The 23,538-nt window shown below is 68.4% G+C and carries 18 protein-coding genes; 6 read left to right on the top strand and 12 right to left on the bottom strand.

Annotated features, from left to right (window positions below):
* Nucleotides 1-108: 108 nt before the first annotated feature.
* The 5 genes from MYA_RS05230 to hpnI form a co-directional block, all read right to left on the bottom strand.
* Complete coding sequence (locus MYA_RS05230; RefSeq protein ID WP_011884016.1) at nt 109-663, bottom strand: hypothetical protein; 555 nt, start codon at nt 661-663, stop codon at nt 109-111.
* 88 nt (nt 664-751) lie between these two features.
* Nucleotides 752-1,795 carry a lysylphosphatidylglycerol synthase domain-containing protein gene (locus MYA_RS05225; protein WP_014722753.1) on the bottom strand — a complete coding sequence of 348 codons (1,044 nt, stop codon included), beginning with the start codon at nt 1,793-1,795 and terminating at the stop codon, nt 752-754.
* On the bottom strand, nt 1,792-2,676 hold the full coding sequence (gene hpnK, locus MYA_RS05220; protein WP_014722752.1) for a hopanoid biosynthesis-associated protein HpnK: 885 nt from the start codon (nt 2,674-2,676) through the stop codon (nt 1,792-1,794). The genes MYA_RS05225 and hpnK overlap by 4 nt, the downstream gene beginning before the upstream one ends.
* Nucleotides 2,677-2,679: 3 nt before the next feature.
* Nucleotides 2,680-4,125, bottom strand: coding sequence for a hopanoid biosynthesis associated radical SAM protein HpnJ (hpnJ, locus tag MYA_RS05215; RefSeq protein ID WP_306306641.1), 1,446 nt, complete (start codon nt 4,123-4,125; stop codon nt 2,680-2,682).
* A gap of 161 nt (nt 4,126-4,286) precedes the next feature.
* Nucleotides 4,287-5,459, bottom strand: a complete 1,173-nt coding sequence (hpnI, locus tag MYA_RS05210) for a bacteriohopanetetrol glucosamine biosynthesis glycosyltransferase HpnI (protein ID WP_014722750.1) — start codon at nt 5,457-5,459, stop codon at nt 4,287-4,289.
* 638 nt (nt 5,460-6,097) lie between these two features.
* Between hpnI and MYA_RS05205 the strand changes: the two genes are divergently transcribed.
* A complete protein-coding gene (locus MYA_RS05205) occupies nt 6,098-7,096 on the top strand; it encodes an LLM class flavin-dependent oxidoreductase (RefSeq protein WP_011884003.1) in 999 nt (332 codons plus the stop codon).
* Between the two features lie 60 nt (nt 7,097-7,156).
* Here the strand turns inward: MYA_RS05205 and MYA_RS05200 are convergent, their stop codons facing one another.
* Nucleotides 7,157-8,215: an alpha/beta fold hydrolase gene (locus MYA_RS05200; protein WP_014722749.1), complete on the bottom strand. Its 1,059-nt coding sequence runs from the start codon at nt 8,213-8,215 to the stop codon at nt 7,157-7,159.
* Nucleotides 8,216-8,390: 175 nt separating this feature from the next.
* Between MYA_RS05200 and pdxY the strand changes: the two genes are divergently transcribed.
* The 3 genes from pdxY to MYA_RS05185 all read left to right on the top strand — a co-directional run bounded on the left by pdxY (nt 8,391) and on the right by MYA_RS05185 (nt 13,215).
* On the top strand, nt 8,391-9,251 hold the full coding sequence (gene pdxY, locus MYA_RS05195; RefSeq protein ID WP_011884000.1) for a pyridoxal kinase PdxY: 861 nt from the start codon (nt 8,391-8,393) through the stop codon (nt 9,249-9,251).
* Nucleotides 9,252-9,535: 284 nt separating this feature from the next.
* Nucleotides 9,536-11,680, top strand: coding sequence for a phosphocholine-specific phospholipase C (locus tag MYA_RS05190; protein ID WP_014722748.1), 2,145 nt, complete (start codon nt 9,536-9,538; stop codon nt 11,678-11,680).
* 386 nt (nt 11,681-12,066) lie between these two features.
* Nucleotides 12,067-13,215: a branched-chain amino acid ABC transporter substrate-binding protein gene (locus tag MYA_RS05185; RefSeq protein ID WP_011883998.1), complete on the top strand. Its 1,149-nt coding sequence runs from the start codon at nt 12,067-12,069 to the stop codon at nt 13,213-13,215.
* A gap of 215 nt (nt 13,216-13,430) precedes the next feature.
* Here the strand turns inward: MYA_RS05185 and MYA_RS05180 are convergent, their stop codons facing one another.
* Complete coding sequence (locus MYA_RS05180; RefSeq protein WP_011883997.1) at nt 13,431-14,192, bottom strand: FadR/GntR family transcriptional regulator; 762 nt, start codon at nt 14,190-14,192, stop codon at nt 13,431-13,433.
* Nucleotides 14,193-14,615: 423 nt separating this feature from the next.
* Here MYA_RS05180 and gudD point away from each other — a divergent pair, with 423 nt between their 5' ends.
* Nucleotides 14,616-15,968, top strand: a complete 1,353-nt coding sequence (gudD, locus tag MYA_RS05175) for a glucarate dehydratase (RefSeq protein ID WP_041493949.1) — start codon at nt 14,616-14,618, stop codon at nt 15,966-15,968.
* Between the two features lie 88 nt (nt 15,969-16,056).
* Here gudD and MYA_RS05170 read toward each other — a convergent pair whose 3' ends face one another.
* The 3 genes from MYA_RS05170 to MYA_RS05160 form a co-directional block, all read right to left on the bottom strand.
* Nucleotides 16,057-16,521: a DUF2214 family protein gene (locus MYA_RS05170; RefSeq protein WP_011883995.1), complete on the bottom strand. Its 465-nt coding sequence runs from the start codon at nt 16,519-16,521 to the stop codon at nt 16,057-16,059.
* Between the two features lie 37 nt (nt 16,522-16,558).
* Nucleotides 16,559-17,359, bottom strand: coding sequence for a hypothetical protein (locus tag MYA_RS05165; RefSeq protein WP_011883994.1), 801 nt, complete (start codon nt 17,357-17,359; stop codon nt 16,559-16,561).
* A 246-nt stretch (nt 17,360-17,605) separates the two neighbouring features.
* Nucleotides 17,606-18,670, bottom strand: coding sequence for a glycosyltransferase family 4 protein (locus MYA_RS05160; RefSeq protein ID WP_011883993.1), 1,065 nt, complete (start codon nt 18,668-18,670; stop codon nt 17,606-17,608).
* 580 nt (nt 18,671-19,250) lie between these two features.
* On the opposite strand from MYA_RS05160, the gene MYA_RS05155 reads away from it, so the two are divergent.
* A complete protein-coding gene (locus MYA_RS05155) occupies nt 19,251-21,083 on the top strand; it encodes an ABC transporter ATP-binding protein (RefSeq protein ID WP_011883992.1) in 1,833 nt (610 codons plus the stop codon).
* Between the two features lie 115 nt (nt 21,084-21,198).
* On the opposite strand, the gene otsA is transcribed toward MYA_RS05155, so the two are convergent.
* A complete protein-coding gene (gene otsA / locus MYA_RS05150; protein ID WP_011883991.1) occupies nt 21,199-22,575 on the bottom strand; it encodes an alpha,alpha-trehalose-phosphate synthase (UDP-forming) in 1,377 nt (458 codons plus the stop codon).
* The gene (gene otsB, locus MYA_RS05145) at nt 22,572-23,324 is read right to left on the bottom strand and encodes a trehalose-phosphatase (protein WP_011883990.1); all 753 of its coding nucleotides are present in this window, start codon (nt 23,322-23,324) and stop codon (nt 22,572-22,574) included. The genes otsA and otsB overlap by 4 nt, the downstream gene beginning before the upstream one ends.
* Nucleotides 23,325-23,538 lie beyond the last annotated feature (214 nt).

The raw sequence follows: 23,538 nt of genomic DNA, 5'->3' as shown, positions 1-23,538 counted from the left end.
GCTGTTTCAAAAGGAAAAAAGCCGCTCCCTGACAGTCGTACAACACGCAGGGAAGCGGCTTTTTTGCAATTTTCCGGTCGCTTTTTCGATATCGCGACGCGCCGGGAGTCAGCGCCCCTTCAGGATGTCGGAGCGCGAAGTCGTGTAGACGAGCCCGTCCGGGCCGAAATGGACGTTGAAGAACGCGTCGGTGTTCACGCCGTCCTCGAGCCAGCGCCAGCTCCATACCGTCTCGGGCTTGAGCGGATACTGCGCGACGTCGCCCGGCTTGCCGAGCAGGCGCCGCACCTCGTCCTCGTTCATGCCGGGGCGCACCTTCGCGAAATTCTCGGCGGTGAGCACCTGGGTCGCGCCGACGTAATGGCCGCTCGCGTCGAGATCGACGAACCAGGTCTGGTTGCCCATCGGCCCGCGCGGATATTCGAGGCGTTTCGAGCCGTCGGTGAACATGCGCTCGGTGTCGGGCTTGCCCATCGTCTCGCGCACGTCGGCCTCGGTCGACACGCCGACCTTCAGCCCCTTGAGCAGCAGCGGCGCCGGCTTGATCGCGGTGAAGAAATCCCTGATGCGTTGCACGTCGAGATCGCCCTTGTCGTTGCAGCCGGACAGCGCGAGTGCGGCAGCCAGCAGCGTCACGGGAAACAGCCGGAAACGAAAGATCATCGGAAGAATTGCGCGTCGAGAAAACACGCGGCAAGCATACCCGCGCCGCGCCAAAAGCGCGAGACGGGCCGCGCGGCCCGTCACCCGTTCAATGGGTCGATTCGGTCTGACGCTCGCGCTCGCCGCGCAGCGGCTGCGCGACGCGCGCGGCGGCCGGGATCGCGGCGATCCGGCCGCGCGTGCGCACGAGCTCGGCCAGCTGCCACGAGCCGAGCGCGAGACAGCCGAACAGCACCTCGCGGCCGCGCTTGACCAGCGCGAGCGACAGCGCGCTCTCGCGATCGACGCCGAACATCTGCGCGAGCAGCACGACGGTGGCCTCCTGCACGCCGAGGCCGCCCGGCACCATGAACGCCGCATGGCGCACGGCCTGCGTCATCGCCTCGATCGCGACCGCGCCGCCGATCGACACCGGATGGCCGAGCAGCGCGAGCGCCCAGTAGATCTCGAGCGCACCGAGCACGTAGCCGGCCAGCTGCCAGAAGAACGCGCTGAACAGCAGCGCGGTGCGCGACATCAGCGCATCGATGTCGCGATCGAGCCGCCGGCCGTCGACGCCCTGCAGCAAGCGGTGCGAATCGCCGAGCAAGCGCCCGGCGAAGCGCTCGATCGCGTGGAAGACGCCGCCGCGGCGCATCAGCACGACGCCGAGCACCGGCAACGGCAGCGTCAGCACCAGCGCGAGGCCGATCGTGCCGCCGCCCATGTCGTGCGTGGTCGCCAGCAGCAGCACGAGGCCGAGCGCCGCGAACGCATACTGGACGACGATCGTCACCAGCACCTCGACGATCACCGACGCGGTCACGCGGCTCGCGTCGGCCACCTGCCAGCGCGCGAGCCGGATGCCGACCAGCTCGCCGCCGATGCCGACGACCGGCAGCAGCCGGTTCACCGCCTCGCGCACGGTCGCGATCCACCACAGGAACGGCAGCGTCGCGCGACGGTCGAGCAACTGATGCCACGCGTACGCGTCGAGCAGCAGCGGCAGCGCGTGAAACGGCACGAGCCACAGCAGCGCGAAGCCGGCGCGCTCGATCATCCGCGACACGTCGCCGATACCCTCGTGCAGGCCCAGCGCCAGCAGGATCCCGATGCCGATCGGCCAGCCGAGCCATTTGATCCACTTGGTCACGACGGCTGCGCCCCCGCTGCGCGCGCGTGGTGCGCGCCGCGGCGCGCCGCGCGCAGACCGAACACGTCGGCGAACCCGCCGGTCGCGACGCCGGCCGCCTTCAGCGCAGCCGCGACGCGCGGCGACAGCAGCGCGTCGAGCTCGTCGGCCGGACGGTAATCGGCCATCGTCGGCGTGATCGGGCCGTCGCCGGCTTCGGCCGGATGGCAGTAGATCTCGCCGACACCGGGCGGCAGCGCGGCGAGCGCGTCGAGCAGCACGCGCTCGTCCATGGCGCCCGTATGCTCGATGCCGACCACGTAATCATTGTGCGCGAGCCCCGCGCGGTCGAGCCGCGCGCGCACGAGCGCGATCCACGGCTTGAGCAGCGCACTCGCGCTCGCTTCGTACGGCAGCCGCACGGCGCGCAGCCCGTAGTCGCGACCGATGTCGATGATCATCGACAGCACGGTCGGATGCAGATGGAAATGCTTGTGCGCGTTCACGTGGTCGAGCGGCAGGCCGCTCGCCGCGAACGCCTCGAACTGCGCGCGGATCTCGCGGCGCAGCTGCGCGCGCACGTGCGGCAGGAAGAAGAAGCGGCAGCCGTCCTTCGCCATCGCGTCGCCGAAGCGCCCGTCGCGGCCGACGAGCGCCGGTATCTCATGCGCGGGCAGCGTGGCCGGCCCGTCCGCGAGCACCAGATGCAGACCGACCGCGAGCGACGGCAGCCGCCGCGCGCGCTCGATCGCATCCTGCGCGGCGCTCGCGCCGACCATCAGGCTCGCGGCGTTGAGCACGCCGTCGCGATGCGCGCGCTCGACCGCCGCGTTCACGCGCGGATGCAGCCCGAAGTCGTCCGCGGTGAAGATGAGCGCTCGCGCCGCCCGCTGCGTCGTCACGAATCAGGCCTCGTGCGCGCGCAGGAAGCGGAAGAACTCCACGCCTTCGCGCAGACGGCGCTTCATCATGTCCCAGCTCGTCAGCATCTCGCGGACGATTTCCCAGATCTTCGACGGACGGAAATAGAACTCGCGATAGAACTGCTCGAGATGGTGATAGATCTCGTCGCGCGACAGGTGCGGATAGCCGATCGCGGCCAGCTGCACGCCTTCCTTGCTGACCAGGTTGATCGTCTTGTTCTCTTCCATCCAGCCGTTCTCGACGGCCTGCTTGTACAGCGTCGTGCCCGGATACGGCGCGGCCAGCGACACCTGGATCGTGTGCGGGTTGATTTCCTTCGCGTACTCGATCGTCTTCTTGATGGTTTCCGGCGTCTCGCCCGGCAGGCCGAGGATGAAGGTGCCGTGGATCTTGATGCCGAGCTTCTTGCAGTCCGCGCTGAAGCGGCGCGCGAAATCGGTGCGCACGCCCTTCTTGATGTTCACGAGGATCTGGTCGTCGCCGGATTCGAAGCCGACCAGCAGCAGGCGCAGGCCGTTTTCCTTCATGATCTTCAGCGACTTGTACGGCACGTTCGCCTTCGCGTTGCACGACCACGTCATGCCGAGCTTGCCCAGGCCGATCGCGATCGCTTCGGCGCGCGGCAGGTCGTCGGTGAAGGTATCGTCGTCGAACATCAGTTCCTTCACTTCCGGCATGTTGTCGCGGATCCACTTCGCTTCGGCGAGCACGTTCTCGACCGAGCGCGTGCGATAGCGATGGCCGCTGACCGTCTGCGGCCACAGGCAGAACGTGCAGCGCGACTTGCAGCCGCGACCCGTGTAGATCGACACGTACGGATAGTTCAGATAGCCGATGAAGTAGTTGTCGATCTTCAGGTCGCGCTTGTAGATGGGCGCGACGAACGGCAGCTCGTCCATGTTCTCGAGGATCGGACGCGCTTCGTTGTGCTCGATCGAGCCGTCCTTCGCGCGCCAGCTCAAGCCCTTGATCTCCGGGAACGGCTTGCCTTCGGCGATTTCCTTGCAGGTGTAGTCGAATTCCTCGCGGCACACGAAGTCGATCGCGTCGCTCGCCGTCAGCGAATTGTGCGGATCGACCATCACCTTCGCGCCGACCATGCCGACCAGCAGCGACGGCTTCATCTTCTTCAGGTCCTGCGCGAACATCGCGTCGGTCGGGAACGACGGCGTGCTCGTGTGGATGATCACGAGATCGTAGTCGTTGGCGATCTTCAGCGTCTCCTCGACCGACAGGCCGTCGGCCGGCGCGTCGACGACGCGGCTGCCCGGCACGAGCGCGGCCGGCTGCGCGAGCCAGGTCGGGTACCAGAAGGAACGGATTTCGCGCTTCGCCTGATAGCGCGAGCCGGCTCCGCCGTCGAAGCCATCGTACGAAGGGGCCTGCAAGAACAGCGTTTTCATGAATGCTCCGGTAGCCTGCATAATTCGATTCGTTTCAACGATTCAGTTTCAATCAACCGCGGGCCGCGCTGTGGGCGCCCGCCTCTGTCATGTCGCGTCGCGCGGCGTGGCCGCGCGGCGCGTCTCGGCCCTCGGGCCGGATTCGCTCGGGAGCGGGCGCGCGGCCGGCTCCCCCAACATGCTCGTCAGCAGCCGTCGCCGCCTTCCACCGCCGGCGCGCGCTCGCCGCCGACCACCGTCATCCGCGCGCCGCGCCACACGACCTGCGAGCCGTACGCGGCCGCCAGCCATTCGAGCGCGAGCAGCGTGTCGCGTACCGCCACGAGTGGAAGGTCGCGCCAGAACGCACTCCAGCCGTCCTCGCCGCGCGCATGCAGCACGAGCCGCCCGAACGCACCGACGATGGCCGCGCCGCCCGCGAGCGTGCCCGCGACGGTGCCGTCCAGCCGCAGCGCGAGCGCCGCGCCGATCGCGAGCCACGGCACGGTGAACGTGATGAACAGGAACGCGAAGCCCATCGGGTTCAGCGACCGGATCGTGCGCAGCCAGCGCGTCTCGCGATGCCACAGCGGGCCGAACGACGGCTCGATCACGTCGGTCGCGACGTCGACCTCGGACAACACGGTGCGCCGCCCGAGGCGGCGCGGCAGCTCGGCGAGCCAGAAGTCGTCGGCGAGCTCGTCCTTCAGCGCGAGAAAACCGCCGATCCGATCGAGCGTATCGCGCGTGACGGCGAGCGTCGCGCCGAACCCGAAGCGGCTCGAGCGGCCCAGGTGCGTGATCCGCACCGACGGCGCGAACCACGCGTCGACGAACTGCGCGCCGATCCGCGTCCAGAAGCCGCCGACGCTGCGCGCATGATACAGGCACGTGACGACGCCGACCGACGGATCGGCGAGCGGCGCCGTCACGCGCTCCAGATAATCGGGCTGCACCGCGATGTCGCTGTCCGCGATCACGATGCGGCCGTACTTCGCGCGCTCGGCCAGGTTGATCAGGTTGCTGACCTTCAGATTCTTGCCGTGCACGCGCGCGTCGATCACGAGCGTGATGTCGCATTCCGGGTAGTCGGCACGCAGCCGCTCGACCACCGCGATCGCCGGATCGGACGCCGACGCGACGCCGAACAGCACTTCATGGCGCGGGTGGCGCTGTTCGCAGAAGGTCGCGAGGTTCTCGTACAGATGCGGCTCCGCGCCGCACAGCGGCTTGAGCACGCTGACCGGCTCGAAGCCGTCGCGCGCGGCGGTGCGCGGCGTGCGCGGCGCCGGCGCGAAGGCCGCGACGAGCGCATAGCCGGCCGCGGCGAGCGTGAAGGCGACCAGCAGCCAGTCGAGCAGCGTGACGGTCGGCATCATGCGGCATGCCTCCCGGCACCGCGGGCGGCACGTCGATCGTTCGAACCGGGTTGAACGTGATGGGGTATTACGACAGCGACGAACGCGGGCACGACCCGACTCCTTGTTCCAGCAGCGTCTGTATGAGGGGCGGCACGGCTCGCCCCGAAAGCGGCCATGCCCGGCTTCGCGCGGCCGCCCCCTCACGCGAAACCCGGAACGGGATGCGGGAAGACTCGAATGGCTGGCATCGGCAAAACATGGACAGGCGCAGGATTTTAGCAGCCCGCGCACCGTCACGCGCGGAGCAACATGAAACGGACTGGTGCAATTTCGGCAAAGCTGCGCGGCCGGCAAACCATTTCGGCGCCGGCCTGCCGACATTAGCGTAAGCGCTTTGCAGGCGTATTGCCGTCTGCAAAATCAAACATTTCGTTGAGAATTGTGCGTCGGTGCGAAGACACGTGGAATCACCGTAAAGTTTGGTAATTATTCGTGGATTGGATCGATTTTCGCAACAATGAAACGGGCGTGGCTTGCAGCCCTGTAAGGCGTGTGGGTATCCGTGCGTCGCCAGCGCGCGGCGCGGCCCTTTGGCAGAATCGTCGTCATCTGTTGCGCATGCGCATCACCGCGCCCCTCCTTTCGAAGGCCATCCGATGATTCCGTTTTCCGTACTCGACCTCGCCCCCATCCCCGAAGGCGCCGACGCCGCGCAGGCATTCCGCAACACCGTCGATCTGGCGCAGCATGCGGAACGCCTCGGCTACCGCCGCTACTGGCTCGCCGAGCACCACAACATGCCGGGTATCGCGAGCGCGGCGACCGCCGTCGTGATCGGCCACGTGGCGGGCGCGACGCAGACGATCCGCGTCGGCTCGGGCGGGATCATGCTGCCGAACCACGCGCCGCTCGTGATCGCCGAGCAGTTCGGCACGCTGGCGTCGCTGTACCCCGGCCGCATCGACCTCGGGCTCGGCCGCGCGCCCGGCACCGACCAGACCACGTCGCGCGCGCTGCGGCGCGACCTGATCGGCAGCGCCGATTCCTTTCCGGACGACGTCGCCGAGCTGCAGCGCTATTTCGCGGCGCCGGTGCCCGGCCAGCGCGTGCGGGCGGTGCCCGGCGCAGGGCTCGACGTGCCGATCTGGCTGCTCGGCTCGAGCCTGTTCAGCGCGCAGCTCGCCGCGATGCTCGGCTTGCCGTTCGCATTCGCATCGCACTTTGCGCCGGACTATCTGATGCGCGCGCTCGAACTCTATCGCGCGCAATACCGCCCGTCGGCCGCGTGGCCGAAGCCGTATGCGATGGTCGGCGTGAACGTGTTCGCCGCCGATACCGACGAAGAAGCACGGCGCCTCTTCACGTCGCTGCAGCAGCAGTTCATCAACCTGCGCCGCGGCACGCCGGGCAAGCTGCCGCCGCCGGTCGACGCGCTCGAGGCCAGCGAATTCGAACTCGCGAACGTCGCGCATGCGCTGTCGTTCGCGGCCGTCGGCTCGCGCGACACGGTGCGCGACCAGTTACGCGACCGGATCGCGCAGACGGGTGCGGACGAGCTGATCGTCACCGCCCAGATCTACGATCACGCGGCGCGGCTGCGCTCGTTCGAGCTGGCCGCGCAGATCCGCGACGAGCTGGCGAGCGAAACGCGCTGACGGTGCGGCCGCGCCGCCGCTCGCGGCGCGCGCCCGCCCGCCCGTCGCTTCGTCACTTCGTCACTGCGGATGGACCGCAGCCATCCCGTCGAGCAGCGCCTTGTGGAACGCGTCCGGATCCTGGATCTGCGGCGCGTGCCCGAGCGCCGGGAATTCGATCAGTTGCGCACCGGGAATCGCCGCCTGCGTGCGCTTCGCAAGCTCCGGATAACGGCCGAGCTTCGCGTGCACGTCCGGCGGCGCGGCGTCCTTGCCGATCGCGGTCGTGTCCTTGTCGCCGATCAGCAGCAGCGTCGGCACGCGAATCGCGCCGAGCTCGTAGACCACCGGCTGCGTGAAGATCATGTCGTAGACGAGCGCCGAATTCCACGCGACCGCGTCGCGGCCCGCGCCGCGATACATGCCGGCGAGCATCTGCACCCAGCGCTCGTACGACGGCGCCCACTTGCCCGCGTAGTAGGTCGCCTGCTCGTAGCGGCGGATGCCGTCGGCCGTCGTCTTCAGCTCGCGTGCGTACCAGTAATCGACCGACAGCGGCGGCACGCCGAGCGCCTTCCAGTCCTCGAGGCCGATCGGGTTCACCAGCACCAGCTGGTCGGTCGCCTTCGGATACATCAGCGCGTAGCGTATCGCCAGCATGCCGCCGGTCGAATGGCCGACGAGCGTCGCCGACTTCACGCCGATCGACTCGAGCAGCGCGTGCGTGTTGCGCGCGAGCTGCTGGAAGCTGTACTGATAGCGCTCCGGCTTCGACGACTTGCAGAAGCCGATCTGGTCCGGCGCGACCACGCGATAGCCAGCGTGGCTCAGCACGTCGATCGTGTCCTCCCAGGTCGCCGCGCAGAAGTTCTTGCCGTGCAGGAGGACGACGGTGCGGCCGTTCGGGTGCGCCGGCTGCACGTCCATGTAGTCCATTTCGAGCGTTTCGCGCTGCGACACGAACGCATGGCGATGCACCGGCGCCGGATAGGCGAACCCTTCCAGCCGCGGGCCGTACGCGGGCCCGTCGTTGCCGGCCGGCGTCGGGGCGGCGGCCGAGGCGACGCTCGCAGCGGCGGCGATGCCGGCGGCCAGCCACGCGGCGCGCGCGACGGACAAGATCGGGGAAGTCGAAAACATGGCGCTCACGGTAATGGGACGGGCACGCGCGGCGGCCGGGCAGCCACACGCCCCGCGATTCTACGCGGTCGGGCTGACGGCGGCGCGCAACACTCGAAGGCCGCGCGACTTCCGCGCGCGCGACGAACTCGGGTATCTTGTGACGTGACCCTGAAACGCCTGCAGGCGAGCGCCCATGAAAAACGTCCTCAGCATTCAGTCGCACGTGATCTACGGACATGCCGGCAACAGCGCGGCCGTGTTTCCGATGCAACGGCTCGGCGTCAACGTCTGGCCGCTCAACACCGTCCAGCTGTCCAACCACATGCAGTACGGGCACTGGGCCGGCAGCGCGATCGACGCCGCGAAGATGGAGCAGCTGGTCGACGGTGTCGCCGCGATCGGCGGCCTGAAGCGCTGCGACGCGGTGCTGTCCGGCTTCGTCGGCTCGCCGGCGCAGGCGCGCGCCACGGTCGAGATCGTGCGCACGGTGAAGGCGATGAACCCGAACGCGTGGTACTTCTGCGATCCGGCGTTGGGCCAGACCGGCGGAATCCGGCCCGAGCCCGGCGTCGAGGAATACATCGTCGACGAGATGCCGGCGCTCGCCGACGGCATGTCGCCGAACCACACCGAGCTGCAGAAGCTCGCGGGGCGGCGCATCGAGACGGTCGCCGAAGCCGTGGACGCGTGCCGCGCCCTGATCCGCCGCGGCCCGAAGCTCATTCTCGTCAAGCACCTGCACGACCGTAACAGCCCGGCCGACCGCTTCAACATGCTGGCCGTCACCGAAACCGAAGCATGGATCGGCCAGCGTCCGCTCTATGCGTTTCCGCGCCATCCGGTCGGCGTGGGCGACCTCACCAGCGCGATCTTCGTCGCGCGCCGGCTGCGCGGCGATTCCGTGCGCGGCGCGTTCGAGCACACGCTCGCGGCCGTGCACGCGGTGGTCAAGGCGACCTACGACGCACGCCGCTACGAGCTCGAGCTCGTCGCCGCCCAGGATGAAATCGCGCGGCCGAGCGAGTGGTTCGGCGCGTGGGTGACCGACGCCTGACGCAGCCGCAGCGCGGCGTGCGGCGCCGCGTGTCGAAGCCTGCGCGGCGCGCCGCGCGCCGCCCTTCTCCCGCCGTCCACGCGGGCCATCGCTGCCCCAACCGAACCCGCGCCGTACCTGCAAACCGTGCAAACGTTTCCGACTTCACATGAATGACACCGTTTGCTCGCTATGCTCGCGTCCGCACGACCGACGCAGCCGCATCCTGCGTCCGGGCGCGCCAGCCTGTTCCGTTGTTCCGCATGTCCCGCCAACCGGCTCCCCTTTACCCCACGATAACGACCATGACCCGATCGACCCGTCGTGACTTCCTCCGCGTCGCCGCCGGCACCGCCGGCGCCGCCGCGCTGAACCTGTTCCCGCCCGTGATCCGCGATGCGCTCGCCATTCCCGCGAACCGCCGTACCGGCACGATCCGCGACATCGAACACATCGTGATCCTGATGCAGGAGAATCGCTCGTTCGACCATTACTTCGGCACGATGCGCGGCGTGCGCGGCTTCGGCGACCCGCGGCCGCTGCGCCTCGCGAGCGGCAAGTCCGTGTTCCACCAGCCGGCCGGCCCGGCCGAGGTGCTGCCGTTCCATCCGGGCGCCGACAACCTCGGCCTGCAGTTCCTGCAGGATCTGCCGCACGGCTGGCAGGACATGCATGCCGCGTGGAACAAAGGCCGCTACGATCAGTGGGTGCCGAACAAGGGCACCACGACGATGGCGTACCTGAAGCGCGACGACATCCCGTTCCACTATCAGCTCGCCGACGCGTTCACGATCTGCGACGCGTACCACTGCGCGATCCCGAGCTCGACCGACCCGAACCGCTACTACATGTGGACCGGCTACGTCGGCAACGACGGCACGGGCGGCGGCCCGGTGCTCGGCAACGAGGAACAGGGCTACGGCTGGACGACCTATCCGGAAGTGCTCGAGCAGGCCGGCGTGTCGTGGAAGATCTACCAGGACGTCGGCACCGGGCTCGACGCGAAGGGCTCGTGGGGCTGGACGCAGAACCCGTACATCGGCAACTACGGCGACAACGCGCTGCTGTACTTCAACCAGTACCGCAACGCGCTGCCCGGCACGCCGCTGTACGAGAAGGCCCGCACCGGCACCAACATCAGCGCCGGCGGCACGCTGTTCGACGTGCTGGAGCAGGACGTGAAGAACGGCACGCTGCCGCAGGTGTCGTGGATCTGCGCGCCGGAAGCGTACTCCGAGCATCCGAACTGGCCGGCGAACTACGGCGCGTGGTACATCGAGCAAGTGCTGAAGGTGCTGGTGTCGAACCCGGAAGTGTGGAGCAAGACCGCGCTCTTCATCACCTACGACGAAAACGACGGCTTCTTCGACCACGTGCCGCCGCCGTTCGCGCCGCAGTCGCGCGATAACGGGCTGTCGACCGTCGCGACGACCAACGAGGTGTTCGCCGGCGACGCGTCGCACATGGCGGGCGCGTACGGGCTCGGGCCGCGCGTGCCGATGCTCGTGGTGTCGCCGTGGACCAAGGGCGGCTGGGTCTGCTCGCAGACCTTCGATCACACGTCGCTGCTGCAATTCATCGAAGCGCGCTTCGGTGCGCAATATCCGATCACGGCCGCGAACGTATCGCCGTGGCGCCGCGCGGTGTGCGGCAACCTGACGTCGGCGTTCGACTTCTCGAACGCCGACGCCGCCTGGCCGACGCTGCCGGACACGAGCGGCTACGCGCCGGCCGACCGCGTGCGCCATCCCGACTACGTCCCCGTGCCGCCGGCGCTGCAGACGGTGCCGAAACAGGAAGCCGGGCTGCGTCCGGCGCGCGCGCTGCCGTACGAGCTGTTCGTGCACGGCCGCGTCGAGCCCGCGAGCGGCCAGTTCCGGCTGACCTTCGCGAACACGGGCCGCGCCGGCGCGGCGTTCCAGGTGCAGTCGCGCAACCGCGTCGACGGCCCGTGGGCGTACACGGTCGAAGCCGGCAAGCGGCTCGCCGACACGTGGAGCGCCGCCGCGTCGCTCGGCCTGTACGACCTCGACGTGTACGGTCCGAACGGCTTCTATTGCCATTTCCGCGGCTCGTTCGCGAGCGGCGTCGGCGGCACGAGCGCGAACCCCGAGGTGGTCTACGGCTACGACGTCGCGAACGGCAACATCACGCTACGTCTGATGAACCGCGGCCACAAGGCGGTGCGGCTCAAGGTGAGCAACGCGTACGGCCACCGCGGCGCACGCACGTTCGAGCTCGCGCCGGGCGCCCACGTCGACGACTACTGGGACCTGCGCGGCAGCCACGGCTGGTATGACCTGACCGTCAGCGACGAGCGGCCGCTCGGCTTCGTGCGCCGCTTCGCGGGCCACGTCGAGACCGGCCGGCCGAGCACCAGCGACCCGGCGATCCGCACGAGCGCGACGCAGGACGTCGTAGAAAGCGCGTCGGACGCGCTGTCCGACTGACGACGGCAATCGCGACGCAGCCCCGCCGCGGGGCTGCGTCGCCGTCCGCATCCTCCTGCCCTACCCGCCTTCCGCCCTGCCTCCATTCGCCCGTCCGCTCGTGACGGGAAACTCCCGATACCGGCCGCTGCCGCACGCGCGGAAGCTATGCGCAAATCCGCATCGAATGCGCGGCAAATTGCCAAGACCCGCACATATCGGCGACCTATAAATCGAAGCGATCGGGGCTCCTCGCCGAGCCTGCCGGGAGCGTCTTCCCTGGAATGGCAGCACGCCGGACCTACCCGCCCGATCAGAGAAGCGGTTGAACCGCCCGCCCGTCGCGCGCATCCGGCTGCCGGATGCGTGCGGAATCCACCCGCTGGTGTAGAACAAGAGGAACGAACATGAAATTTCGTCATTCCCTGCTGTCGGTATCGGTCGTATCCGCATTGGCACTCCTCTCGCAACAGGCCGCCCGCGCCGCCGACGCAACCGACGTGAAGGTCGGTTTCGCCGCACCGCTCACGGGCGTGAACGCCGGCTACGGCAAGGATCTACAGAACGGCGTGCAGCTCGCGCTCGACGATGCGGTCGCGCAGAAGGTGCAGATCGCCGGCAAGCCCGCGCATTTCGACCTCGTCGTGCAGGACGATCAGGCCGACCCGCGCATCGGCGTGCAGGCCGCGCAGGCGCTGGTCGACCAGAACGTGTCGGTGGTGATCGGCCACTTCAACTCGGGCACGACGATTCCGGCGTCGGTCGTCTACGACAAGGCCGGCATCCCGGTGATCGACCCGGCCGCCACCAACCCGACGCTCACGTCGCGCGGGCTCGCGAACATGTTCATGGTGATCGCGACCGACGGCCAGAACGCGGGCAACGCGGGCAAGTACGCCGTCGACGTGACGAAGGCGAAACGCATCGCGATCATCGACGACCGCACCGCGTTCGGCCAGGGCGAGGCCGACGAGTTCGAGAAGGCCGTGAAGGCGGCCGGCGGCAACATCATCGGCCGCGAGTTCACCAACAACCAGGCCGTCGACTTCCGCGCGCAGATCACCAGCCTGAAGGGCAAGAATCCCGACCTGATCTTCTTCGGCGGCCTCGATTCGCTGGCCGCGAACTTCATCAAGCAGATGCGCCAGCTCGGGCTGACCGCGCAGTTCGTCGGCGGCGGCGGCGTGAAGGACAACGAGTTCGTGAAGATCGCCGGCCCGGCCGCCGAAGGCGCGATGGCGTGGGAATACGGCCGGCCGCTCGATGAACTGCCGCAAGGCAAGGATTTCGAGAAGCGCTTCAAGAAGCGCTTCGGCGTCGACGTGCTGTCGTACGCGCAGTTCGGCTACGACGCCGCATGGGCCGCGATCAAGGCGATGCAGGCGGCCAATTCGACGGATCCGAAGGTCTATCGCCCGGCGCTGAAGAAAGTGGACTTCGAAGGCGTGACCGGACGCATCTCGTTCGCCAACGACGGCTCGCTGAAGAGCGGGATGTCGACGCTGTACCAGGTGAAGAACGGCACGTGGAAGACCATCGTGACGAAGGGAGGCTGATCGACCGGCAGCACCGCGCCCGGACGGCTGTACCGGGCGCCCGGCGCGGGCCACGACGACGATGCGCGTCGCGACCGCTCCTGCCCCGGCGTGCGTGGCGAGCGGTCGCGACGCGCGCCGGCGGCCACTGCGCCGACAAGGTCGCCACCATCTCATACGACGACCGATCTCAATACACTCTGCATGCGGCGTACGTCACCGCGTGGCCATGCGTCTCAGCCGGCTTGCGTATCACGCTCCGCTTCGGCCGCCTCGTGCGCGCGGCGCAGCCGCTCGCGGCTATTGGTGAGGTGCGTGCGCATCGCGGCGCGCGCGGCCTCCGGGTCGTGGCGTGCGATGGCCTCGTAGATGTCCTCGTGCTCGTGATTGAGCCGGGCCACGTAGCGCTCGAGGTCGTCGCCGGCGAAGCGTGCGGAATTCACGCGCGTGCGCGGAATGATCGACGCGCCCAGCTGCGTCATGATGTCGACGAAATAGCGGTTGCCGGTCGACTGCGCGATCTGCAGATGGAACTGGAAGTCGAGCTGCGCGGTGTCGTGACCGCCGCCCGCCCCCGAGGCGATCGCGTCGAGCGCGCGGCGCAGCGCGGCGAGATCCGCGTCGCTCGCGCGTTGCGCGGCAAGGCTCGCGCACTCGCTCTCGAGGCTGATCCGCAGCTCGAGCACCGCGAGCACGTCGCGCAGCGTCGTGATGGTCGCCGGATCGATGCCGAGCGCGCGACGACGCGACGGCTCCAGCACGAAGCTGCCGATCCCGTGGCGCGTTTCGATCAGGCCGCTCGCCTGCATCCGCGAGATCGCTTCGCGCACGACCGTGCGGCTGACGCCCTGCGCCGCCATGACTTCGGTTTCGGTCGGCAGCTTGTCGCCGGGACGCAGCGTGCCGTTTTCGATCTGCGCGGTCAGCGCGTCGACGACATCTTGTGCGAGGCTGCGGGCGCGACGGCGCGGCGCTGCGGGAAGCGTGGGCACGGACATGAGGCCGGTTCCTTTTTGAGTGATCGTAATGTGAGCCGAGGGTTTACGCGGGGTTTGAGCGAACGCCGTGGATTCATTATACTGCGTCACAAGTCATCCGACGACTGATGATGACCCCACGGATCTCCTGTCGACCACGGCAGGCGCAGTGCCTGCCCGGTCCCGTGATAGGTCTTCATCGACGTTCGCACCTGCGTGCAGATGCCGGCGTGCGGTTCGGCAGTGGATCGAGGCGCACATGCGCGCCTGGCTTCCGTCCGATGCGGCACCGGCATCGGGCGCGCGTCGCTCGCCCCTCGCGGGTTGCTGTCGACGGGCGCGGTTCGTGCGCCGCGCACGTCGGTTGTCGAATGATCGCATCTCGCGCCGCGCGCGGCAAAGCATTTGCCGCACGGCATCGCCTACTCTCTCGTCATCGCCGCCATGAACGCCGTCACCGCCTCGCCTTCCCACGACACGCCGCGCATCGTCGATCTGCAAGCCATTCCGGTCGCCGGCCACGACAGCATGCTGCTGAACCTGAGCGGCGCGCACGGCCCGTTCTTCACGCGCAACCTCGTGATCCTGAAAGACAGCGCGGGCCGCATCGGCGTCGGCGAAGTGCCGGGCGGCGAAAGCATTCGCCGAACGCTCGACGATGCGCGCGCGTGCGTCGTCGGCCAGCCGGTCGGCAATTACCACGCGGTGCTCAACGACGTTCGGCGCACGTTCGCCGATCGTGACGCGGGCGGCCGCGGGCTGCAGACCTTCGACCTGCGCACGACGATCCACGCGGTCACCGCGCTCGAAGCCGCGCTGCTCGACCTGCTCGGCCAGCATCTCGGCGTGCCCGTGGCCGCGCTGCTCGGCGAAGGCCAGCAGCGCGAGCAAGTGGAGATGCTCGGCTACCTGTTCTACGTCGGCGACCGCACCAGGACCGCACTGCCCTACCGCGACGGCCGCGACGCGACCGACGACTGGACGCGCGTGCGCGACGAAGCCGCATTGACACCCGACGCGGTCGTGCGCCTCGCCGAAGCCGCACATGCCCGCTACGGCTTCAACGACTTCAAGCTGAAGGGCGGCGTGTTCGAAGGCGCGCGCGAAATCGAGGCCGTGACGGCGCTCGCCGAGCGCTTTCCCGACGCGCGCGTGACGCTCGACCCGAACGGCGCGTGGTCGCTGGACGAAGCCGTGCGGCTGTGCCGCGACCAGCATCACGTGCTGGCCTATGCGGAAGACCCCTGCGGCGCAGAGAACGGCTATTCGGGCCGCGAGGTGATGGCCGAGTTCCGCCGCGCGACCGGGCTGCTGACGGCGACCAACATGATCGCGACCGACTGGCGCCAGATGGGCCACGCGATCCAGCTGCAGGCCGTCGACATCCCGCTGGCCGATCCGCATTTCTGGACGATGCAGGGCTCGGTGCGCGTCGCGCAGATGTGCCGCGACTGGGGCCTCACGTGGGGCTCGCATTCGAACAACCATTTCGACGTGTCGCTCGCGATGTTCACGCACGTCGCGGCGGCGGCGCCCGGCCAGGTGACCGCGATCGATACGCACTGGATCTGGCAGGACGGCGAGCGGCTGACGCGCGAGCCGCTGAAGATCGCCAACGGGCTCGTGGAAGTGCCGAAGCGGCCGGGCCTCGGCATCGATATCGACATGGACGCGGTCGCGCGCGCGCACGAGCTGTACAAGCAGCACGGGCTCGGCGCCCGCGACGATGCGGCCGCCATGCAATATCTGATTCCCGGATGGACGTTCGACAACAAGCGTCCGAGCCTGGTGCGCTAAAAGGTAAGGCGAAGCCGGGCCGCGCAACGGCCCGGTAGAGACGATGCGCGGCTCGCCGGCCGCGCCCGCGCTTCGACGCCGCGCTACGCTAGCCGGCGAGCCCGATGCCGCGCGCCATGCCCGCCGCGGCGAACACGATCACCATCACGAGCACCGCCTGCCAGTGGCCGATCCGCACATAGGTGCGGGCGCGCCGCAGATCGGGGGTCTGCTGCCGCCGCACGGCGCCGCGCCAGCGCAGCAGCCCGAGCATCGGCACGATTTCGAGCAGCAGGATCAGCACGAGCGCGGTCATCTTGAGGTGGAAGAGCGGCTCGTGAAGGTAGTACGCGGTGCCCTTCTCGAAACCGCCGAAGGCGCGCGCAAGCCCCGTCGCGATCAACACCAGCGCCGACGCGCCCCACACCGCGTCGGCCTTGAACACACCGGGCAGGTCGGCAGCCTGTGCCGACGCGATCACGCGCCGCAGCGCGCGATTGCGTGCCGCGATCCCGGCGAACGCGACGCCGAATGCCATCAGGTGAACCGCTGCGAGCAACCATCGGACGATCATTGAGGCTCCTTGTCGCCCGCGCGCCGCGCGAGCGCGATTAGACGATCTGTTTGAGCGCCGCGTCGAGCGCGAGGACCGCGACGCGGTCGCCTTCGGTCGCGAGCGGCGCGCGCAACACGGTCTGCCGGTTATGGCCGACGGCCGCCGGCGAATCCCACAGCAGCTCCACTTTGGGCCGCCGGAACAGGCTGCCGCGCGGCGGCGCGGCGACGGCCGATGCGGCGAGCCCGTCCGCCGCGGCCGCGGCCGGCCGGCCGGGCCAGCGCACCGACAGCTCGCGCGCGTCGTACTGGCCGACCTTGCGGCTCTCCATCCAGACGATCGCGGTGCGGGTGAGCGTGTCGAGCGAAATCGCATAGCGGCCGATCGCGAAACGGCGCGCGGCGACGTTGGTGCGCCACAGCGGCCGCGGACGGCACATCCACACGATCGCCGCATACAACGCGGGCGCGGCGACGAGCCAGCCGTTGGTCGCCGTCACCGCATGCAGCGCGCGGCGCCAGCCGGCCGCCCACGCGAACGCGCCGATCGACCAGACGGCGAACAGGAAACCGATCAGCGCGAACACGCGCAGCGCCTGGCGCAGCCATTGCGGCAGCGGATGAAACGGACGCTCGGCGCGCGCGGCGGCGCCGGGCAGCGCGAGCAACAGGAAGATCAGCACCAGATAGACGAACGCCCAGGGCGACGACACCATCGCCGACAGCGAGGCGCGATAGCCCATCTGCGACATCGAGAACAGCCAGCGCGCGAGCAGCACGAGACCGATCGCGCGCAATGCGAAGATCACGCCGGCGCCGGGGGCCGGCGCTGCGCGCGTGGTTTTCGTTCTCGCCAAGACTGCTCTCCTATCGATGTTCGTGCGGGGCCGGATTTCGCGGCACGGCCATTATAGGGACATTACCGTCTGGACAGACGGCTCGATCGCGTGCCCGATCGGTTCCCGCGCCGTTCGCGGCGTCGGGCGCGGCGAGAATACAACAGATCGCAACGGATCGGCACGGCAGATGTGACGACGCCCCGCCGGAAACCCGGACGGGGCGTCGGTGCCGACACCGGCCGCAGCGCGGCCGGCGACTCGGCGTCAGCCTGCGTTGACTTCGCGCAGCACCGTGCGGCGCTTCTGGCGCAGCAGTTCCTCGTACGCCTTCACGTAGTTCTGCGCCATCACCTTCGACGAGAAGCGGGCTTCGAACGCGGCGCGCACCTTCTCGCGCGGCAGCGTATCGAGGCGCTTGAGCGCGGCGACGGCCGACAGCTCGTCTTCGACGACGAAGCCCGACACGCCGTTGTCGATCACTTCCGGCACCGAGCCGCGCTTGAACGCGATCACCGGCGTGCCGCAGGCCATCGCCTCGATCATCACCAGGCCGAAGGGCTCCGGCCAGTCGATCGGGAACAGCAGCGCGTGCGCATTGCCGAGGAATTCGGTCTTTTCGGCTTCGCTGATCTCGCCGATGTACTCGACGTGCGGCAGCGCGAACAGCGGCTTGATCTTCTCTTCGTAATATGCGCGGTCGGCCTTGTCGAGCTTCGCGGCGATCTTGATCGGCAGGCCGGCCTGCTCGGCGATGCGGATCGCGGTGTCGACGCGCTTTTCCGGCGAGATGCGGCCCAGGAACGCGAGATAGCTCGGCTTCACGTTCGGGATCGGCGTCAGCAGGTTTTCCGGCAGGCCGTGGTACACGGTCGACAGCCAGTTCGCCTGCGGCAGCGGGATGCGCTGGTTGTCGGAGATCGACACGACCGGCACGTCGCTGAACGCGTTGAAGATCGGCTGCAGTTCGGGCAGGTCGAGACGGCCGTGCATCGTCGTCAGATGCGGGACCGGCTGACGCGAGAACAGCGAGAACGGGTAGTAGTCGATGTGGCAGTGCAGGACGTCGAACTCTTCCGCGCGGCGGCGCACTTGCTCGAGCAGCAGCATGTGCGGGGCCATCACGTCGCGGATCGTCGGATCGAGGCGCAGCGCCTGCGGCCAGCACGCTTCGAGCTTCGCTGACGTTTGCGAATCGCCGCTCGCGAACAGCGTGACGTCATGCCCCATCTCGACGAGTGCTTCGGTCAGATAGGACACCACTCGCTCGGTCCCGCCATAAAGCTTCGGGGGAACCGCTTCGTGCAACGGAGCGATTTGGGCGATTCGCATGCGTAACTCCTAAAAATTCGGCTAAAAACCAGGTATGGGTCGGCAACCTGCCGGCGGTCCGGGCTGGATGCATTTCGTCCTATCATCGGACGAATCAGCCTGCCGGGGGCGTCGAGCCCGCGCTGCCCGCGCTGCACAAGGAGCGTCGGCGACGCGACAGGCTTAGAACGTTTGAAACGAAGACCCGTTGACAGGGGTTCGTAAAAACCTGGGACCGAACCCGGAGCCGATTATCTAGGGTTAATCCCGATACGGCGCCCGCCATTTCAAACTCTTTACTTTGTTACAAAGGCGCAACACTTTGCAACCCGCGGACTCGGACGTCCGTTCTAGAGTGGAAGGCCCGTTCGGCACTCCATGTCCGTCATCGCTGCCGGCATTGCCTTTGCGACACGTAAGGCCCTTGCGGCGAACGGGATGCCGGATTTTATCTCAAAACTGGTCGTGCGCCCCCAGGCTCGCGCAAGATTCGCACAGCGCAACGCACGGCCTTGTTTACAATGCCGGATTATTCAGTCCGGGCGACCGCCGGCTGGGCTCCAGCCGCCCCGCTCAATCACCGAATCACCGCACGCATATTTTGGAATATCTCACCCCTGCCCAGCGCAACGCCCACAACGCGAAGCTGTCGAGCTACGCGCATCGGCCGATCGCGTTCCTGTTCCGCTACATCCGCCTGCACCCTGTCGCGCACCTGATCGTGCTCTGCAGCGTGCTGGCCGCCGTCGGCTGCGCGCTCGGCTCGCAATACGCGATCAAGCATCTGATCGACGTGCTCGCGGCCGGACGCCATCATCCGGGCCCGCTGTGGAGCGCGTTCGCGCTGCTCGTCGGGCTGATCGCGGCCGACAACCTGCTGTGGCGGGTCGGCGGCTGGACCGCCGCGCACACGTTCGTCGCGGTGACCGGCGACCTGCGGCGCGACCTGTTCCAGTATCTGATCGGCCATTCGCCGACGTATTACGCGGAGAAGCAGCCGGGCACGCTCGCGAGCCGCATCACGGCCACGTCGAACGCCGTCTATACGTCGGAGAACACGATGGCGTGGAACGTGCTGCCGCCGTGCATCGCGGTGATCGGCGCGATTCTGATGATCATCGTCGTGAATCCGCTGATGGCCGCCGGCCTGCTCGGCTGTTCGGCGCTGCTCGCGATCGTGCTGTTCAAGCTCGCCGGGCGCGGCTCCGCCCGCCATCACACGTTCGCGGCGAAGGCCGCCGCGGTGGACGGCGAGCTCGTCGACGTGATCGGCAACATGGGGCTCGTGCGCGCATTCGGGATGACGCTGCGCGAACAGAAGCGCTTCAGCGCGACCGTGAAAGCCGAGATGGACGCCCGTCAGCAAAGCCTGCTCTATCTCGAGAAGCTGCGGCTGCTGCACGCGGTGATCACCGCGATGCTGTCGGCCGGGCTGCTCGGCTGGGCGCTGTGGCTGTGGGATCAGGGCCGCGCGACCTCCGGCGACATCGTGCTCGTCAGCTCGCTCGGCTTCACGATCCTGCACGGCACGCGCGATCTGGCCGTCGCGCTGGTCGACGTCACGCAGCACGTCGCACGCCTGTCCGAAGCCGTGAAGACGCTGCTCGAACCGCACGGCATGCCCGATCGCTCCGACGCGCAGCCGCTGTCGGCCAAGGGCGGGCGCGTCGACTTCGAGCGCGTGACGTTCGCGTATCCGCACCGCCGCGCGATCCTCGACCACTTCGACCTGCATATCGAGGCCGGCCAGCGCGTCGGACTGATCGGCAAATCGGGCGCCGGCAAGTCGACCGTGCTCGCGCTGCTGCAGCGCTTCTACGACACGCAGGACGGCGCGGTGATGGTCGACGGCCAGGACGTCAAGACGATCACGCAGGACAGCCTGCGCCAGGCGATCGCGCTCGTGCCGCAGGACATCTCGCTGCTGCACCGGACCATCTACGACAACATCGCGTACGGCCGCCCCGACGCGACCCGCGAGCAGGTGCTCGCAGCCGCGCGCGACGCACGCTGCGCGGAGTTCATCGAGGCGATGCCGGAAGGCTATGACACGATCGTCGGCGACCGCGGCGTCAAGCTGTCGGGTGGCCAGCGCCAGCGCATCGCGATCGCGCGCGCGATCCTGAAGGACGCGCCCATCCTGCTGCTCGACGAAGCGACCTCGGCGCTCGACAGCGCATCGGAAGAAGCGATCCAGAGCGCGCTCGACCGCCTGATGGTCGGCCGTACGGTGATCGCGATCGCACACCGGCTGTCGACGCTGCGCAACTTCGACCGGATCATCGTGATGAGCAACGGCAAGGTGATCGACGATGGCAGCCCCGACGTGCTGCGCAGCCGCCCCGGGCTGTATCGCGACCTGCTCGCGAAGCAGCACGGCCGGCTGCACGCGCCCGACGGCGCCGCGCCGACCACCGGCGAACGCGTCGCGTGACGCCGCGGCATCGCGCCGCCCGCCGATAGACGATAAAAAGGCCGCCGTGCTCGTAGCACGGCGGCCTTTTTTCAGCGCGGCGCGCGACCAGCGCTCGATGTGCAACCGCCCCAGGCTACGCGCGCTGCAAATCGCGCAGGAAGTTGTCGCGCCACACCGACACGTTGTTCTCGCGCAGCTGCGCGATCATGTCCGCATAACGCGCGCGCCGCTCGGCGAGCGGCATCGTCAGCGCCTGTGACAACGCATCGGCCATGCCGTCGATGTCGATCGGATTGACGATCAGCGCGCCGGTCAGCTCGCGCGCCGCGCCTGCGAAACGCGACAGCACCAGCACGCCCGGATCGTCCGGATTCTGCGCGGACACGTATTCCTTCGCGACGAGGTTCATCCCGTCGCGCAGCGGCGTCACGAAGCCCACGCGCGCGAGGCGATACAGCGCGGCCAGCACCTGCCGGTCGTACTGGCGATGAATGTACAGAATCGGCGCCCAGTCGAGCTCCGCGTAGCGTCCGTTGATGCGCCCCGATTCCGCTTCGAGCTGCAGCCGGATGTCCTGATACGCGCGCAGGTCGGCGCGCGTCGACGGCGCGATCTGCAGGAACGACACGCGATTGCGGATCGACGCCTGGTGCTCCAGCAGCTTCTCGAACGCGCGGAACCGCTCGACGAGGCCCTTCGAATAATCGAGCCGGTCGACGCTCATGATCAGCTGGCGCCCGCGCAGCGACGTGGCCATGCGCGCGGCCTTGCCGTGCTCGCCCGCCTGCGCGAGCGACGCGATCTCGTCCGGATACACGCCGATCGGATAAGCCGCCGCGCGCAGCGTGCTGCCGAACGCGCTCACGCGTACCGTGCGGCCGTCGCGCGTCACTTCGCCGCCGGCTTCGAACTCGACGTAATCGCAGAACGCGCGCAGGTCGGGCTCGGTCTGGAAGCCGAGCAGATCGAACGCGCACAGCGACTCGACCAGCTCGCGATGCGGCGGCACGTTCACGAGCACCTGCGCGGCGGGAAACGGGATGTGCAGGAAGAAGCCGATCCGGTTCTTCACGCCCGACGCGCGCAGCGCGCGCGCGAACGGGATCAGGTGATAGTCGTGGACCCAGATCACGTCGTCGTCCTGCAGCAGCGGCACGAGCTGCTGCGCGAGCCACACGTTCACGCGGCCGTAGCCTTCGAACTCGTGACGGTCGTACTGGATCAGGTCCGCGCGGTAGTGGAACGCCGGCCACAGCGTCGCGTTCGAGAAGCCGCGGTAGTACTGGTCGTAATCGCGGCGCGACAGCCCGACGGTCGCGAACGTCACGGGGCCGCGCTCCTCGATGCGGATCTGCGGCGCACCGGACGCGACCACTTCGCCGCTCCAGCCGAACCACATGCCGCCCGTCTCCTTCAGCGCGTCGTACACGCCGATCGCGAGACCGCCAGCCGCCGGCTCGCCTTCCGAAATCGGCGCGACGCGGTTTGAAACGATGATCAGTCGGCTCATGCGCCCGGCAGCTCCAGATCGAGCCAGCGGGCGATCTGCGCGTGCAGCGCGGCGACCGAATCGAGCCGCATGCGCGCCGACGTCTCGCCGGCGCCGACCTTGATCGACAGGCCGCCACGCGCGTTCACCACCGCGAAGCCCTTCTCGTCGGTCAGATCGTCGCCCGCGAACAGCGGCACGCGGCCCGCGAACGGCGGCTCGTCGAGGAACGCGGCCAGCGCGCGCCCCTTGTCGACGCCCTTCGGCTTGATTTCGAACACCATCTTGCCGGGCTGCAGTACGTACGCGTCCGCATATTCGGCGACGAGGCGCTCGGCCGCTTCGCGCGCGACCGGCTCACGGTCGGCCGCGTTGCGGTAGTGCAGCGCGACGGCCGCGCCCTTGATCTCCAGCAGCATGCCCGGATGACGGTCGACCACGGCCGCCAGCTCGCGCTCGATGCGCAGCAGGCGTTCGTCGTTGAAGCCGATGCGCTGCGTGTCGCCGTTCGAATCGCGACGCTCGGCACCGTGCAGGCCGGCGATCGGTAGATCCGGCATGCTCAGGAACGTGTCGAGATTGTCGATGCCGCGCCCCGACACCACCGCGACCGCGCCATGCGAGCGCTGCCTGAGCGTATCGAGCAGCGTCAGCAGCGACGGCGGCACGTGAATGCTGTCGGGCGTGGGGGCGAGCTCGACGAGCGTGCCGTCGAAGTCGAAAAAGAACGCGGTATCGGTCAGGGACAGGGAAGCCGGAACGGATTGCATCGATTCGAGAGTCCGAGCGGCGGCCGGCAAACGCCGGGCCGCCGCGACGAGAATGGAATTGTGCGCATCTTACCGCGCCTGCGTACCGAGATGGGCGAAACCGGCCGCCGCGCGCCGCCCGCGCCGCCGCTGCGACATATTGCCCCGCCCCGCGCGACCGCAGGGATTTCGAAAGCGCGCAGGCGCGGGAATTGCGTTACAGTCGGCAACCGCC

The sequence above is a fragment of the Burkholderia sp. KJ006 genome, assembly GCF_000262695.1.
GTDB lineage: Bacteria > Pseudomonadota > Gammaproteobacteria > Burkholderiales > Burkholderiaceae > Burkholderia > Burkholderia vietnamiensis.
The sequence above is the reverse complement of the archived record's forward strand: the minus strand, read 5'-3'. Positions and strand labels throughout refer to the sequence as shown.

Coding starts and splice junctions, on each gene's coding strand:
- otsB (WP_011883990.1), bottom strand. CDS start 23,324: ATGCAATCCGTTCCGGCTTCCCTGTCCCTGACCGATACCGCGTTCTTT.
- MYA_RS05200 (WP_014722749.1), bottom strand. CDS start 8,215: ATGTTTTCGACTTCCCCGATCTTGTCCGTCGCGCGCGCCGCGTGGCTG.
- MYA_RS05180 (WP_011883997.1), bottom strand. CDS start 14,192: ATGTCCGTGCCCACGCTTCCCGCAGCGCCGCGCCGTCGCGCCCGCAGC.
- MYA_RS05170 (WP_011883995.1), bottom strand. CDS start 16,521: ATGATCGTCCGATGGTTGCTCGCAGCGGTTCACCTGATGGCATTCGGC.
- hpnI (WP_014722750.1), bottom strand. CDS start 5,459: ATGATGCCGACCGTCACGCTGCTCGACTGGCTGCTGGTCGCCTTCACG.
- otsA (WP_011883991.1), bottom strand. CDS start 22,575: ATGAGCCGACTGATCATCGTTTCAAACCGCGTCGCGCCGATTTCGGAA.
- gudD (WP_041493949.1), top strand. CDS start 14,616: ATGAACGCCGTCACCGCCTCGCCTTCCCACGACACGCCGCGCATCGTC.
- MYA_RS05160 (WP_011883993.1), bottom strand. CDS start 18,670: ATGCGAATCGCCCAAATCGCTCCGTTGCACGAAGCGGTTCCCCCGAAG.
- MYA_RS05190 (WP_014722748.1), top strand. CDS start 9,536: ATGACCCGATCGACCCGTCGTGACTTCCTCCGCGTCGCCGCCGGCACC.
- MYA_RS05185 (WP_011883998.1), top strand. CDS start 12,067: ATGAAATTTCGTCATTCCCTGCTGTCGGTATCGGTCGTATCCGCATTG.
- MYA_RS05230 (WP_011884016.1), bottom strand. CDS start 663: ATGATCTTTCGTTTCCGGCTGTTTCCCGTGACGCTGCTGGCTGCCGCA.
- pdxY (WP_011884000.1), top strand. CDS start 8,391: ATGAAAAACGTCCTCAGCATTCAGTCGCACGTGATCTACGGACATGCC.
- MYA_RS05205 (WP_011884003.1), top strand. CDS start 6,098: ATGATTCCGTTTTCCGTACTCGACCTCGCCCCCATCCCCGAAGGCGCC.